The organism is Vreelandella hamiltonii (genome assembly GCF_014651775.1).
GTDB classification, from domain to species: Bacteria; Pseudomonadota; Gammaproteobacteria; order Pseudomonadales; family Halomonadaceae; genus Vreelandella; species Vreelandella hamiltonii.
On sequence record NZ_BMXN01000001.1, the window covers coordinates 23,777 to 38,883 of the forward strand.

A 15,107-nucleotide genomic window follows, 5' to 3' on the forward strand; every position below is an offset into this window, starting at 1 on the left:
ATTACATCTCCTCTGGGGCACTGACCCCCATCAGATCCAGCCCGTTGCGCAGCACCTGACGCGTGGCCAGACCGAGCGCCAGGCGGGTGTTGCGCAGCGTGTCGTCTTCGACCATGACCTTGACGGCGTTGTAGCAGGTGTGGAAGTCGCCCGCCAGATCCAGCAGATACTGGGCCACCTGCTGGGGCTCGCGATTGCGGGTCGCATGTTCGACCACTTCCGGGTAACGGGCCAGGCGGTTGAGCACGGCTTTTTCCTGATCGCTGTCCAGCAGCGCCAGGTTGGCCATTGCCACGCCGTGGTCGAAGGGCTGGCCTGCCTCTTCGGCCTTGCGCAGCATGCTGCATACCCGAGCATGGGCATACTGGATGTAGTACACCGGGTTGTCGTTGGACTGGGAGCGCGCCAGGTCGATATCGAAGGTCAACTGCGAGTCGGCGCGGCGCGCGGCCAGGAAGAAGCGGGTGGCATCGCGGCCGACTTCGTCGATCAGGTCGCGTATGGTGACGTAGCTGCCTGCACGCTTGGACAGTTTCACTTCCACGCCCGAGCGGGTCACCATGACCATCTGGTGCAGCACGTAGTCCGGCCAGCCCTGCGGAATGCCCACGCCGAGTGCCTGCAAGCCCGCACGTACGCGGGTAACGGTAGAGTGGTGGTCGGCGCCCTGCTCGTTGATCACGGTCTTGAAGCCGCGCTGCCACTTGTTCAGGTGGTAGGCCACGTCGGGCAGGAAGTAGGTGTAGCCGCCTTCACGCTTGCGCATGACGCGGTCCTTGTCGTCGCCGAAGTCGGTGGTGCGCAGCCACAGCGCGCCATCCTGCTCGTAGGTGTGGCCGTTGGCGACCAGGGACTCGACAGTGGCCTCGACCTTGCCGTCCTCGTAGAGGGATGATTCGAGGAAGTAGACGTCGAATTCGACGCCGAAGGCCTTGAGGTCCAGATCCTGTTCGCGGCGCAGCCAGGCCACGGCGAACGCCTGAATGGCTTCCAGGTCGTCGGCATCGGCCTTGGCCGTCACCTTGCGGTCGTCGGCGGTGACCGTCTTGCCAGCCATGTAATCGTTGGCCACATCGACGATGTATTCACCGCGATAGCCATCGGCAGGCCAGCTCTCGTCCTCGGGGCCCAGCCCCTTGGCACGGGCCTGGACGGAGAGCGCTAGGTTGTTGATTTGCGCGCCCGCGTCGTTGTAGTAGAACTCCCGAGTGACGTCATAGCCGCTGGCTTCCAGCAGGCGGCAGAGGCAGTCGCCAATCGCGGCGCCGCGACCGTGGCCCACGTGCAGCGGGCCCGTGGGGTTGGCCGAGACGAACTCCACCTGCACTTTTTCGCCCTTGCCGATCAGGCTGCGACCAAAGGCGTCGCCGCTATCCAGTACCTGGGCAACGATCTGGGCGGCGGCATCGGCGGCGGCAAAGAAGTTGATGAAGCCGGGGCCTGCGATGTCGGTTTTCTGGATGGCGTCGCTGGCGGGCAGGGCGGCTACCAGGGCGTCGGCCAGCTCTCGGGGCTTCATGCTGGCGGGTTTGGCCAGCATCAGGGCCAGGTTGGTGGCGTAGTCGCCGTGGGCTTTGTCCTTGGTGGGGTCGACCTTGATGACCGGCTGTACATCGTTGGGCAGCACGCCTTGGTGCTTGAGCGCATCAACGGCGCCTTCGAGCAAAGCAATAATCGTGTCTTTCATGTCAATATCCGGGTGTCTTCGGTGGCGGCGTGTGCAAGCGCCCAAATGGTGCAGCGTCAAAACGGCCATTATCGGCAATTGGCGCGCAGTTTCAAAGCCGTATTCCAGGCCGGGGCAGGCTGGGCGTCGCGGGCGCTGTCATGGCTAGGCCAGTGTTTGCGGGTCGATGTCCACGGACCAGCGCACCTTGCGCGCATCGCGATGAGCTTCCAGCCACTGTACCAGCCAGTGGGCCGCCGTGTGTCGGTGGCTGCGTTTCTGGGCCGTGATCATGACATGCAGATGGTAGCGATTCTGGCGGCGCTCCATGGGGGCAGGCACTGGCCCCAGGCAGCGTACCGGCAGGTTGGCATCCGTGAGCCACTGGCGCAAGGCCTGTGCAGCCTGCTGAGCCAGCGCCATGGCAGCAGGCTCCTGGGGGCTTTCGACGCGCAGTAGCGCCATGAAACAGAACGGGGGAAGCTGTGCCAGCCTTCGTTCTTCCAGCAGGTTGCGGGCCAGGGCGCCATAGCCATGTTCGGCCAGCTGGCCCAGATGGGGGTCGTCGGGGTGCAGGGTCTGCACCAGCACGCGGCCTGGATGAGCGGCCCGCCCGGCTCGGCCAGCCACCTGCTCCAGCAGCTGGGCGCTATGCTCCAGCGCGCGGAAGTCGGCGGCATAAAGGCCGCCATCGGCATTGACCACCACGACCAGGGTGACGTGGGGCAAGTGGTGTCCCTTGGCCAGCATTTGCGTGCCCACCAGCAGGCAGGGTTCACCGCGATGGATCTCCTTGAGCACCTGCTCGAAGCTCTCTTTCTTGCGGGTGCTGTCGCGGTCGATGCGGTGCACGACGGTGTCAGGAAAGAGCCCCTGCAGGGTCTCTTCGGTACGTTCGGTGCCGCTCCCCAGCGCGCGCAGGTCGCCGCTGCCGCACTCTGGGCAGGCATCGGGCAGGGCGCGTCGGCTGTCGCAGTGGTGGCAGGCCAGCAGAGGGGGCTGCCTGTGCAGCGTCATGCGGGCATCGCACTGATGGCATTCTGCCAGCCAGCCACAGCTGTGGCACGCCAGGCTAGGGGCGAAGCCGCGCCGGTTGATGAAGACCAGCGCCTGCTTGCCGGCTTTCAGCGTCTGGCGGATGGCTTGCAGCGCGCCGGGCAGCAGGCCTCCCTGGCGACGCTGATGGCGCATGTCCAGGAGTTCCAGCTTGGCGGGCGGGTGGCGGCTGGGGCGCTGGGTCAGGCGCAGGTGCCGATAGACGCCCGAGAGCGCTTGCTGAAGGCTTTCCAGCGAAGGGGTGGCGCTGCCCAGCAGCAATGGGATCTGGTGATGGTGTGCCCGGGCCACGGCGAGATCCCTGGCGTGGTAACGAAGCCCGTCGTGCTGCTTGTAAGAGCCGTCGTGCTCCTCGTCGACGATGATCGCGCCAGGGTTGGCCAGCGGTGTGAAAATGGCCGAGCGGGTGCCGATGATGACCATGGCGCGCCCGCTGGCGGCGGCTTCCCAGACGTCCAGGCGCTCCGGGTCGGTGAGGCCCGAATGCAGGGCCACCACGGGCACCCGGAAGCGGCTCTTGAAGCGCGCCAGGGTTTGCGGCGTCAGGCCGATTTCGGGTACCAGCACCAGCGATTGCTTGCCCTTGGCGGCCAGCGCCTCGATCAACTGCAGGTAGACTTCGGTCTTGCCGCTGCCGGTCACGCCTTCCAGCAGGCATGGGTGGTAGCCGTCCAGCTTTTCGTGCAGCGCCGCCAGGGCCGTGGCCTGCTCACGGTTGAGGGGTAATGACGGCGTTGCCAGCAAGCTGCCGGAGACGGGCTGCCCCGCCGTCAGGGTGATCTCCTGGGGTTCGGCCAGGCCCTTTTTTTGCAGCGCCTGGAGCTGTTCACGGGTGAACCCGTGGGCACTGATGGCCCGCCCTGCCAGCCCGTGGGGGTGCTGGCGCAACAGGCGGTAGAGCTCGGCCTGCCGCGGCGCGCGCTGTAGCGGCGTGTCATCGCCCTGACGCGCATGCCACAGGGTTTGCGTGCGGCCCGCCATGGGGTGGCCCTGGCGCAGGCGTGCGGGCATGGCGTGCTGCATGGTGTCGCCCAGGCTGTGCTGGTAATAGCGGGCGGTGAACTGGCACAGCCACTGCCAGTCTTCGGGGAGCGGCGCGTCGTCCAGCGCTTCACTGACCGCGCGCAGCTGGGCGCGGGGCAGTTCGCTGCCGGAAGCCAGAGATACGACGACCCCCACCACGTCGCGGCGGCCAAACGGTACCCGCACCCGCAGCCCCGGCAGCCAGCCGCAGGCGGGCGCGCGGGGTGCTGGCAGGTAGTCGAACAGGCGGCGCAGCGGCGATGGCAGGGCCACTTTCAGCACCTGAAAAGCGCCCGGAGTACGCTCTGCCGTGACGGGCGGGGAAGAAACAGAATCAGACAATTGGCCTCCGGCGTTTAGTTTGCTAGAATGCGCGGCCGCTCTCAATCTATCGGATCGAGCGGTTAACCGGTTAGCAGTTTTTCACACCCGTATGCGGTGCCTGGCAGCGGATCAGGTGGCGGCATATAGCTCATGAGGCTCAAGATGAAACAAGGTATCCACCCGAATTACAACACGGTCACCGCCAACTGCTCTTGCGGTGCCAGCTTCCAGGTTGGTTCTACTTCTGGTCAGGACTTCTCTCTGGACGTATGCTCCAACTGCCACCCCTTCTACACGGGCAAGCAGAAGCAGGCGAGCACTGGTGGCCGCGTAGAACGCTTCAACAAGCGTTTTGGCGCTGCAGTCAAGCGCGGCTGATCCCGACGGATTCAGCCCATCGCAGGCACGCCATGTGCCCTGTGCAAAACCCACGCTACGGCGTGGGTTTTTTGTCCCTGCCTTATTTTGCCGCTCCCTGGCGGCACCGGCATCTGAACGCTCTGTGATGAAGCCAAGGTCCTGAGCCTACTGTCGCGACGTTGTCCACAGCCGCTATTGCGAGGCGGGTGTGGATAAGTCCGTGCGTCATTTTGGAATCTATTTCCAGCTTATGCTGCAGTGCATCCATAACGAAACCGTTATGGGTCAGGGTGCTATGCATAAGTTGCAGCAAATGAAGCTGAAAAGTTCCGAATGGATGGGAAAAGCCGCTAAAACGCACGTTTCATAGGCTGGTTGACTAGCTGCTTGAGACGCTTGGGTTTTTTCTATATTCTGATATGACTTTTCTACTTTAGGCTGATTGGACCTTGACCATGACGGATGCAAACAAGCAGGCAGCTCTGGATTATCACGCTAAACCGATCCCCGGTAAGCTCTCCGTTGAGCTGACCAAGCCCACCGCGACGGCGCGGGATCTGGCCCTGGCGTATAGCCCGGGGGTGGCTGAACCGGTTCGCGAAATCGCTCGCGAAGCGGAAAATGCCTACCGTTATACCGGCAAGGGAAATCTGGTAGCGGTCATTTCAGACGGCAGTGCCATTCTGGGCCTGGGTAATCTGGGGCCGCTGGCCAGCAAGCCGGTGATGGAAGGCAAGGGCGTGCTGTTCAAGTGCTTCGCGGGCATCAACTCGGTGGACATCGAAGTGGATGCCGAGAATCCGCAGGCGTTCATCGATACCGTGGCACGCATCGCCGATACCTGGGGCGGTATCAACCTGGAAGACATCAAGGCCCCCGAGTGTTTCGAAATCGAAAAGGCGCTGATCGAGCGCTGCAGCATTCCCGTGTTTCATGACGACCAGCACGGTACGGCCATCGTTACCGCTGCCGGGATGCTGAATGCCCTGGAAATCGCTGGCAAGCGCATCGAAGACGTGAAGATCGTCTGCATGGGCGCGGGTGCGGCGGCGATTGCCTGCATGCGCCTGCTGATCTCCTGTGGTGCCAAGAAAGAGCATCTGGTCATGCTCGACCGTCGCGGTGTGATCCACACCGACCGCGATGGCATCAACGAGTACAAGGCCGAGTTTGCCCGTGATACCGACATGCGCACTCTGGACGATGCCATCGACGGTGCCGACGTGTTCATCGGCCTGTCTGGCCCCGGGCTGCTGTCTGCCGAACAGGTGAAGAAGATGGCGGCGGATCCGGTCATTTTTGCCTGCACCAACCCGGACCCGGAAATTCATCCGGATGTGGCTCGGGCGGCGCGCCCGGACGTCATCATGGCCACCGGCCGCTCGGATTTCCCGAACCAGGTCAACAACGTGCTGGGCTTCCCGTTCATCTTCCGTGGTGCTCTGGACGTACGCGCCACGCGCATCAATGAAGCGATGAAGCTGGCCGCCGTGCATGCGCTGAAAGATCTGGCCCGCGAGCCGGTGCCCCAGGAAGTGCTGAACGCCTACGAGCGTACCGAGATGAGCTTTGGTCGTGAGTACATCATCCCCACACCGGTCGATATTCGCCTGCTGGAGCGTGTCTCCTCGGCGGTGGCCCAGGCGGCGGTGGACTCCGGGGTTGCCCGCAAGCCCTACCCGGCGCACTATCCGCTCAAGACCATCAACGATGTCTACGGCAGTTGAGCGCCGCTCGACACGAGATTGGCTGTTCGAGATGTCATGACATCAACGCCCGCTTTCTGCGGGCGTTGTCGTGTGTGGTGTTCGTGTTCGTGTTCATGTAGGTGCCGGGCGTCAGGTGAGCGGGTAGCGCACCAGCCCCTCTTGTGCCGTCGAGGCAATCAGCTGCCCATCGCGGCGATAGATATGGCCTCGCGCCAGCCCTCTGGCACTGCCGCTCCAGGGAGAGTCGATGGCGTACAGCAGCCACTCGTCCAGCCGCGTATCTTCGTGCAGCCACAGCGCGTGGTCGAGGCTGGCGATGCGCAGCTTCGGGTCCGTGTACTTGATGCCGTGAGGGATCAACCCGGTGGTCAGCAGGTTGAAGTCCGACGCGTAGGAGAGCAGATGGCGATGCAGCGCGGGGTCGTCGGGCAGCGGGCCGCCCGCGAACCGGAACCATAGGCACTGCCCGGCAGGCGAGGCGCTGTCCGGATTGTTCTTCAGGTGCAGGAACTCGATGGGGTGGCCTGGGAAACGGGCATGTTTGGCGTCACCGCTCTCCAGCAGCGCTTCGGGCGTGGGCACGTCAGGCATGGCACGCTGATGGCTGATGCTCTCTTCAGGGCTTTGAAACGAGGCGCTGCAGAAGAAGATGGGCCGCCCCTTTTGAATGGCGGTGACCCGGCGGGTGGTGAAACTGCCGCCGTCGCGAATGGTATCGACCTGGTAAACCACCGGGCGATGGGGGTCGCCGGGGCGCAGAAAGTAGCCGTGCTGGGAGTGAGGGCGACGCTCCTCGGGGACGGTGCGGGCGGCGGCGGCCAGCGCCTGGCCAAGTACCTGCCCTCCGTACAGCTGGGGAAACCCGAGGTCCTGGCTTTGGCCGCGAAACAGCGTCTCTTCCAGGGGTTCCAGCTCCAGCAAGCTAACCAGTGACTTCAGCGCATCGTTCATTCTCGGTATCCTTGGTGCTGTCTGCTTGATCACTGAGGAGGCCGCCCTCAGCGTTTGGCGATCACGCCATTGAAACGATCGTTTCGCTACCTTAACGGAGTTTGTCTTGATACGCAGCGATGAATTTTACATGCACCGTGCGCTGGACCAGGCGCATCTGGCGATGGCCGCCGGAGAGGTGCCGGTGGGAGCGGTGGTAGTGGACGCCGAGGGGGAGATCGTCGGGGCGGGCCACAATGCGCCGCTGTCCAGCTGCGATCCCAGTGGCCATGCGGAAGTGCGTGCGCTGCGCGATGCCGGGCAGCGGCTGGGCAACTACCGTCTGGAGGGCTGTACGCTCTACGTGACCCTGGAGCCCTGCATGATGTGCACCGGCACCATGGTGCATGCCCGCATTCAGCGGCTGGTGTACGCTGCCGCCGAGCCACGGGCGGGAATGGTGGAGTCAAAGGCCAATCTGCTCGCCCAGCCTTGGTTCAATCACCATATCGACGTCACCGGCGGGGTGCTGGCGGCGCAAGCCAGCAAGCTGCTCAAGCAGTTCTTTGCCGACAAGCGCTAGCGCCGTCCCCGGTATCACGGGGTGAGCGGCGGCACGATCTCGAACAGCAGCAGCGGCTCTTCACTGGCCGGTGTCTGCTCCAGTTGGAAAAACTGCTGTCGACTGCGCTCCACGTATTCGATCATTTCGTAGTAGCGGCGAATGTTGCGCACGTAGATCACCGGCTCCCCGCCACGGGCGTACCCGTGGCGCGTCTGGCTATGCCACTCGCGCTGCTGCAGCAGCGGCAGCGCGGCACGCACGTCCTGCCACAGGTTGGGGTCGCCGCCGCGTCGTTCGGCAATGTTGCGGGCATCATACAGGTGGCCAAGCCCCACGTTGTAAGCCGCCATGGCCATATAGAGGCGGTCTTCGCCGGTGATGCTGTCCGGTAAGCGGTCCTTGATGCTGCGCAGATAGCGGGCTCCGCCGTCGATGCTCTGGGCGGCATCGGTGCGGTCCGAAACGCCCATCTCACTGGCCGTGGGGTTGGTCAGCATCATCAGGCCCCGCACCCCCGTGGGGGAGACGGCGTTAGGGTCCCAGTGGGATTCCTGGTAGCCCACGGCGGCCAGCAGTTTCCAGTCGAACCCCGTGTCTCGGGCGGCCTGCTTGAAGAGCTCGGTGTAGCGGGGCAGGCGTTCATCCAGGTGGTCCAGAAACGTGCGCGTGCCCACGTACTCCAGGTAATCGTCATGGCCAAAATAGCGGCTGATCAGGCGGTCCAGGGTGCCGTTCTCATGCAGCTCCTGCAGGAACTGGTTGGCCGCGTCGAGTAGACCCAGCCCTCGGCCGCTGGGCAGCGCCCAGACCAGCGAGAGGGGCTCGCCCAGATAGAAACCGCGTTCGACATTGGGAAAGAACAGCCGGTTCAGGCGGAACTGGTGGTCGAAGATGATGGCCGCATCCAGGGTGCCGTTCTCGACTCGGGCCATCAGCTCGGCCACTTCCAGTTCGTTGGACTCCTTCCAGCTCAGGCTGGGATAGTCGCTTTGCAGGGCTTTCAGAGCATCGCTGGTGCCCGCTTCGCTCAGCGTGCCGATGGACAAGCCGACGAGGTCTTCGGGTGCGTTGATGCCATACAGGCCGCGCCGATAGACCACCAGTGGCTGCATCTCGATGATCGGGCGCGTGTAGTGAATGCCGGGGGTGTCGGCCATCAGCGGCAGCGCGGCTGCCCCCAGGTCACCCTGTTCGCGCACGGCAGGCAAGACGCCGTCCGGGTGGTGGCTGGCATTCAGATTGAGGCTGACCCCGAGGGAGGCCGCAAAGCGGTGCATCAGTTCGTATTCGAACCCGGTTGGCCCCTGGCGGCCTTCGTAGTAGGTGGTGGGCGTATTGCGGGTATGTACGGTGATGAAGTCTTTGGCCAGCACGCGGGTGAGGTGTTCGCCGTCGGGAAAGGTCGATGGGCGCGGGATCAAAACCAGCAACAAAATCGCGATCATCGCGAAATATGCCCGATAAAAGGCGCTAAAATGTCGGCAAATCAATGTCGGCATGGTGTCTTGTCGGCGTGGAACGAGCTGCCACGATACCCAGCCTTTATCGCCGTGTCACCTTGTTGATTTCGTGTGGCCGCCGCTTTCCAGTATCATAGTGCGCAGTCCGTGTGTCGGTCGCTTAGCGGCCCGGTGATTTCCTGCTCGACTCTTCCTGCTTTAGAGGCTCCCAGATATGCTCGAACTTCGAGGCGCGCCCGCCCTTTCTGCCTTCCGTCATGAACGGCTGTTAACGGTGTTGCGTGAATGTGTTCCAGAGGTGGAAGCGCTGTCCGCCCACTACGTCCACTTCATTGACCACCACGAAGAGCTCGATACCGCCTCCCAGGAACGGCTGGCCAAGCTGCTCGATTACGGCAGCCAAGCCGCCCAGGAACCCCTCGAACAAGCCCTGCGTTTTCTGGTGGTGCCGCGCCTGGGCACCCAGTCGCCCTGGTCTTCCAAAGCCACGGACATCGCCCATAACTGCGGGCTGAGCCAGATCCATCGCATCGAGCGCGGCGTCGACTACCGCGTTGCATTGCGTGGCACGGCCACGGCAGAGCAGTGGGACGCCATCGGTGCACTGCTCCACGACCGCATGACCGAAAACGTGCTGGCCGACACGGCGGCGGCCAGCCAGCTGTTTGCCCACCACTCACCGGCCCCGCTGGGCAGCGTGGATATTCTGGAGGGCGGGCGTGCCGCGCTGGAAGTCGCCAACCGGGAGCTGGGCCTGGCGCTGGCAGACGACGAGATCGACTATCTGGTGGCGGCCTTCGTCGAGCTGGGGCGCAACCCCAGCGACGTGGAGCTGATGATGTTTGCCCAGGCGAACTCGGAGCACTGCCGCCACAAGATTTTCAACGCGGACTGGATCATCGACGGCGAAGCCCAGAGCCATTCGCTGTTCAAAATGATCAAGAACACCTTTGCGACCTCACCGGACAACGTGCTGTCGGCCTACAGTGACAACGCGGCGGTGATCAAGGGCAGCCACGGCGGTCGCTTCTTCCCCACACCGCTGACCGGTGCAGAGGGTGAACGCGCTCACTACGATGCTCATCAGGAGCCCATCCATATCCTGATGAAGGTGGAAACCCACAACCACCCCACGGCGATTGCGCCTTTCCCGGGGGCGGCCACCGGCTCCGGCGGCGAGATTCGCGACGAAGGCGCCACCGGTATCGGCGGCAAGCCGAAGGCGGGCCTGGCGGGTTTCACCGTTTCAAACCTGCGTATCCCCGAGTTCGTGCAGCCCTGGGAGGCCTTCGATTACGGCAAACCCGAGCGCATGCAGTCGGCGCTCAACATCATGCTGGAAGGCCCGATTGGTGGCGCGGCTTTCAATAACGAGTTCGGCCGCCCCAACCTGACCGGCTACTTCCGCACCTACGAGCAGGATGCCCTCAGTGCCAATGGCATCGAGCGTCGCGGTTACCACAAGCCGATCATGATTGCCGGTGGGTACGGCAACATTCGTGCCCAGCACGTCCAGAAAGGCGAGATTCCGGTGGGCGGCAAGCTGATCGTGATGGGCGGCCCGGCGATGCTGATCGGTCTGGGCGGCGGTGCCGCGTCCAGCATGGCGTCGGGGGAATCGAGCGCCGATCTGGATTTCGCCTCGGTGCAGCGGGAAAACCCGGAAATCGAGCGCCGTGCCCAGGAAGTGATCGACCGCTGCTGGGCAATGGGTGAGAAAAACCCCATTCGCTTCATCCACGACGTGGGTGCCGGTGGCCTCTCCAATGCGTTGCCGGAGCTGGTCAAGGACGGTAACCGTGGCGGCCTGTTCGACCTGCGCGCCGTGCCCAACGCCGAGCCGGGCATGAGCCCGCTGGAAATCTGGTGCAACGAAGCCCAGGAACGTTACGTGCTGGCCGTGGCCCCGGAAGACCTCGATACCTTCGATGCGCTGTGCAAACGCGAGCGCTGCCCCTATGCGGTGGTGGGCGAAGCTCAGGCAGAGCACCATCTGGAAGTGCGCGATGGCCACTTCGAAACCAAACCCGTCGATTTGCCCATGAGCGTGCTGTTCGGCAAGCCGCCGAAGATGACCCGCTCGTTCGAGCGCCAGGCGCCCGAGCTTTCCGGCGTGATGCTCGACAACCTGGACCTGCGCGAAGCCATGGACCGGGTGCTGCGCCTGCCCACGGTGGCCTCGAAAAGCTTTTTGATCACCATCGGCGACCGTTCGATCACAGGCCAGGTGGCCCGTGATCAGATGGTCGGCCCCTGGCAGGTGCCGGTCGCCGACGTGGCAGTGACCACCGCCAGCTTCGATACCCATGCCGGTGAAGCCATGGCCATGGGCGAGCGCCCGCCGGTGGCGCTGATCGACCCGGCCGCCAGCGCCCGTTTGGCGGTGGCAGAGGCGATTACCAACCTGGCCGCCGCGCCGATCGCCAAGCTCTCGGACATCAAGCTCTCCGCCAACTGGATGAGCGCCGCCGACCACCCCGGCGAAAACCAGGCGCTGTACGACGCCGTGCATGCGGTCGGTATGGAGCTGTGTCCGGCGCTGGGGATTGCCGTGCCGGTGGGCAAGGACTCCATGTCGATGCGTACCGCCTGGCAGGAGGGCGATGATGCCGAAGAGAAGAGCATCACCTCGCCGCTGTCGCTGGTGGTCACTGGCTTTGCGCCGGTCACCGATGCGCTGGCCACGCTGACCCCGCAGATCAACCTCGAGCAGGATGAGTCGGACCTGATCCTGATCGACCTGGGCAACGGCCAGAACCGGCTGGGCGGCTCGGCGCTGGCCCAGGTGTATGGCCAGGTGGGCGACGAATGCCCCGACGTGGACGACCCGGAAGACCTGAAAGCGTTCTTCGAGGTCATTCAGGGCCTGAACCGGGATGGCAAGCTGCTGGCCTACCACGACCGTAGCGACGGCGGCCTGCTGGTGACGCTGCTGGAGATGGCCTTTGCGGGTCATGCCGGTCTCGAAATCAAGCTCGACTGGCTGATCGACGAGCCGGTGGAAGCCTTCAATGCGCTGTTTGCAGAAGAGCTGGGGGCGGTGATCCAGGTCAATCGCCAGCACACCGAAGAAGTGCTGACCCAGTTCGCCATGGCCGGTATCGAAACCTGCGGGGTGATTGCCCGCCCGCGCTACGACGATCAGGTACGCGTGACGCTGTTCGAAGAGCCGCTGCTGGAAACCACCCGTCAGCTGACCCAGCGCACCTGGGCCGAGACCAGCTACCGGTTGCAGGCGCTGCGCGATAACCCCGAATGCGCCAAGAACGAATTCGACAACCTGCTCGACGTGCGTGACCCCGGTCTCAGCGCGGCGCCGACCTTCGATGTCAATGACGACATCAGTGCGCCTTACGTCAACACTGCCAAGCCAGCGGTGGCCGTCCTGCGTGAGCAGGGGGTCAATGGCCAGGTGGAAATGGCCTGGGCCTTCCACAAGGCCGGGTTCGATGCGGTGGATGTGCACATGAGCGACATCCTGGAAGGTCGTGTCTCGCTGGATACCTTCCAGGGCCTGGTGGCTTGTGGGGGCTTCTCCTATGGCGACGTGCTGGGGGCAGGCGGCGGCTGGGCCAAGTCGGTGCTGTTCAACGAACGCGCCCGCGAGCAGTTTGCGGCGTTCTTCACCCGGGACGACAGCTTCTCGCTGGGCGTGTGCAATGGCTGCCAGATGCTGTCTCAGCTCAAGACGCTGATTCCGGGCGCCGAAAACTGGCCCAGCTTCGTGCGCAACGAATCCGAGCAGTTCGAAGCCCGCGTGGCCATGGTGCGGGTAGAGAAAAGCCCCTCGATTCTGCTGGCCGGCATGGAAGGCTCGACGCTGCCCATCGCCGTGGCCCACGGCGAAGGGCGTGCCGAGTTCCGCGATACGGCGCACCTGCGCAGCATGCAGTCGAGCAGCCAAATTGCCCTGCGCTACATCGACAATTACGGTCAGGTCACCACTCGCTATCCGGCCAACCCCAATGGTTCCCCGTCGGGGATCACGGGGCTGACCACGCCGGATGGCCGTGTGACCATCATGATGCCTCACCCGGAGCGGGTGACGCGGGCAGTGACCAACTCCTGGCGTCCGGCAGAGTGGACCGAGGACGGCGCCTGGCTGCGGCTGTTCCGCAATGCGCGGGTATGGCTGGGTTGATGGGCAGGCGCAGCATGACGCTGGTGTGCCATGACATACCCTGAAAAGGCGGCCTCCGGGCCGCCTTTCTCGCCTGATGCGCCGCCGCAGCTGCGCGCCTACCAGCAGGAAGCGGTCAAGCGGGTAGTTCACCACTTTCGCGCCACCAGCGACCCGGCGGTGGTCGTGCTGCCCACGGGCAGCGGCAAGTCGCTGGTGATTGCCGAGCTGGCGAGGCTGGCCCGTGGGCGGGTGCTGGTACTGGCCCACGTTCGCGAGCTGGTGGAGCAGAACCACGCCAAGTACCAGGCCTATGGCCTGGTAGCGGATATCTTCAGCGCCGGGTTGAAGCGCAAGGAGGCCAGTCGGCAGGTGGTGTTTGGCTCGGTGCAGTCGGTGGTGCGCAACCTGGCGCAGTTCAACGACGCCAGCTTCACGCTGCTGGTGATCGACGAGTGCCATCGGGTGTCGTTGGAGGAGGATTCCAGCTACCGCCAGGTGATCGACCATCTGCAGCGCCAAAACCCGCAGCTGAAGATTCTCGGCCTCACCGCCACGCCCTTTCGGCTGGGTCAGGGGTTTATCTACCACCGCCACTACCACGGCATGGTGCGCGGGGGAGAAGAGAGTTTCTTCACCGACTGCGTGTTCGAACAGCCGCTGCGCCTGATGGTCAAGCAGGGTTTTCTGGCCGCTCCTCGGCGGCTGGACATGGCCATTGAGGGGTACGACTTCTCGGCGCTTGCTCCCTCTTCCAGCGGGCTGTTTCGGGAAGAAGAGCTTAATCGGGTGGTGGCCGGAAGCCGTGCCACGCCGGGCATCATTGCCCAAGTGGTCGAGCAGTCGGCCGACTGCCAGGGCGTGATGATTTTTGCCGCGACGGTCGCCCACGCCGAAGAGATCATGGGGTATCTGCCTGCCGACCAATCCGCGCTGATCACCGGTGCGACGGTCTCCGCCGAGCGCACCGCGCTGATCGATGCGTTCAAGGCGCGCAAGCTCAAGTATCTGGTCAACGTGGCGGTATTGACCACCGGGTTCGATGCCCCGCATGTGGATCTGATCGCGATCCTGCGCCCAACCGAGTCGGTGAGCCTCTATCAGCAGATCGTGGGGCGCGGACTGCGCCTCTCGCCAGGCAAGGAGGCGTGCCTGATACTGGATTATGCGGGCAACCCCTGGGACCTCTATGCCCCTGAGGTAGGCGAGCCGCGTCCCGACAGCGATAGCGAGCCGGTGCAGGTCGAGTGCCCCGAGTGTGGGCACGCCAACCTGTTCTGGGGCAAGCGCGACGGCGAGCTGGTGATCGAGCATTTTGGCCGCCGCTGCCAGGGGCTGGTGGAGGACGACGCCGGACGCCGTAGCCAGTGCACCTTTCGCTTTCGCTTCAAGGTCTGTGATGCGTGCGGGGCAGAGAACGATATCGCTGCCCGCCGCTGCCATGGCTGCGAGAAGCTGCTGGTGGATGCCGATGACAAGCTCAAGGAGGCGCTGCGGCTCAAGGACGCCAAAGTGCTGCGGGTGAGCGGCATGCAGCTGGAGGCGACCACCAACGGGCGCGGCCTGCCGCGTCTCAAAGTGACCTACCATGACGAAGACGGTGCGAGCCTGAGTGAATGGTTTGCCCTGGAGACCGCCGCCCAGCGCCGCGCCTTTTATGCGGTCTTCTTGCGCGCCCATCTGCGCGCGCCGGGCGTGCCGTGGCAGCCAGCAACGCCAGACGACGTGGTGACTGCCCAGTCCCGCCTGCGCCATCCCGACTTTGTGGTGGGCAGAAAGGTAGGCCGCCACTTTCAAATCCGCGACAAGCTGTTCGACTATCAGGGCCGCTATCGTAAAGCCGCCGAGGCGGCCGAGATGCCGCGTTGATGGAGCGCTGTTACACTGCCGTTTT

The 15,107-nt window shown here is 64.1% G+C and carries 9 protein-coding genes; 5 read left to right on the forward strand and 4 right to left on the reverse strand.

The annotated features are described in order from the left end of the window. Window position 1: 1 nt before the first annotated feature. Window positions 2-1,687 carry an arginine--tRNA ligase gene (gene argS / locus IE091_RS00130; RefSeq protein ID WP_039181646.1) on the reverse strand — a complete coding sequence of 562 codons (1,686 nt, stop codon included), beginning with the start codon at window positions 1,685-1,687 and terminating at the stop codon, window positions 2-4. Window positions 1,688-1,831: 144 nt separating this feature from the next. Further along, window positions 1,832-4,087, reverse strand: coding sequence for a primosomal protein N' (locus tag IE091_RS00135; RefSeq protein WP_229800651.1), 2,256 nt, complete (start codon window positions 4,085-4,087; stop codon window positions 1,832-1,834). Between the two features lie 144 nt (window positions 4,088-4,231). Between IE091_RS00135 and rpmE the strand changes: the two genes are divergently transcribed. Further along, complete coding sequence (gene rpmE, locus IE091_RS00140) at window positions 4,232-4,447, forward strand: 50S ribosomal protein L31 (RefSeq protein WP_016916139.1); 216 nt, start codon at window positions 4,232-4,234, stop codon at window positions 4,445-4,447. Window positions 4,448-4,884: 437 nt separating this feature from the next. After that, window positions 4,885-6,156 (forward strand): malic enzyme-like NAD(P)-binding protein, encoded by a 1,272-nt coding sequence (locus tag IE091_RS00145; protein WP_039181639.1) that lies wholly within the window; start codon window positions 4,885-4,887, stop codon window positions 6,154-6,156. 111 nt (window positions 6,157-6,267) lie between these two features. On the opposite strand, the gene IE091_RS00150 is transcribed toward IE091_RS00145, so the two are convergent. Then, on the reverse strand, window positions 6,268-7,089 hold the full coding sequence (locus IE091_RS00150; protein WP_016916141.1) for an acyl-CoA thioesterase: 822 nt from the start codon (window positions 7,087-7,089) through the stop codon (window positions 6,268-6,270). A gap of 109 nt (window positions 7,090-7,198) precedes the next feature. Between IE091_RS00150 and tadA the strand changes: the two genes are divergently transcribed. Further along, window positions 7,199-7,651, forward strand: a complete 453-nt coding sequence (tadA, locus tag IE091_RS00155) for a tRNA adenosine(34) deaminase TadA (RefSeq protein ID WP_222114775.1) — start codon at window positions 7,199-7,201, stop codon at window positions 7,649-7,651. A 14-nt stretch (window positions 7,652-7,665) separates the two neighbouring features. Here the strand turns inward: tadA and mltF are convergent, their stop codons facing one another. Further along, the gene (mltF, locus tag IE091_RS00160; RefSeq protein ID WP_189462508.1) at window positions 7,666-9,132 is read right to left on the reverse strand and encodes a membrane-bound lytic murein transglycosylase MltF; all 1,467 of its coding nucleotides are present in this window, start codon (window positions 9,130-9,132) and stop codon (window positions 7,666-7,668) included. A 175-nt stretch (window positions 9,133-9,307) separates the two neighbouring features. Between mltF and purL the strand changes: the two genes are divergently transcribed. Both purL and radD read left to right on the forward strand, forming a co-directional pair. Then, on the forward strand, window positions 9,308-13,234 hold the full coding sequence (gene purL / locus IE091_RS00165) for a phosphoribosylformylglycinamidine synthase (RefSeq protein ID WP_189462509.1): 3,927 nt from the start codon (window positions 9,308-9,310) through the stop codon (window positions 13,232-13,234). A 30-nt stretch (window positions 13,235-13,264) separates the two neighbouring features. Then, complete coding sequence (radD, locus tag IE091_RS00170; protein ID WP_189462510.1) at window positions 13,265-15,082, forward strand: DNA repair helicase RadD; 1,818 nt, start codon at window positions 13,265-13,267, stop codon at window positions 15,080-15,082. Window positions 15,083-15,107: the final 25 nt, after the last annotated feature.

Excerpts from the sequence above, each read along its gene's own strand:
- mltF (WP_189462508.1), bottom strand. The coding sequence starts at position 9,132 with ATGCCGACATTGATTTGCCGACATTTTAGCGCCTTTTATCGGGCATAT.
- radD (WP_189462510.1), top strand. The coding sequence starts at position 13,265 with ATGACATACCCTGAAAAGGCGGCCTCCGGGCCGCCTTTCTCGCCTGAT.
- IE091_RS00150 (WP_016916141.1), bottom strand. The coding sequence starts at position 7,089 with ATGAACGATGCGCTGAAGTCACTGGTTAGCTTGCTGGAGCTGGAACCC.
- purL (WP_189462509.1), top strand. The coding sequence starts at position 9,308 with ATGCTCGAACTTCGAGGCGCGCCCGCCCTTTCTGCCTTCCGTCATGAA.
- rpmE (WP_016916139.1), top strand. The coding sequence starts at position 4,232 with ATGAAACAAGGTATCCACCCGAATTACAACACGGTCACCGCCAACTGC.
- argS (WP_039181646.1), bottom strand. The coding sequence starts at position 1,687 with ATGAAAGACACGATTATTGCTTTGCTCGAAGGCGCCGTTGATGCGCTC.
- IE091_RS00145 (WP_039181639.1), top strand. The coding sequence starts at position 4,885 with ATGACGGATGCAAACAAGCAGGCAGCTCTGGATTATCACGCTAAACCG.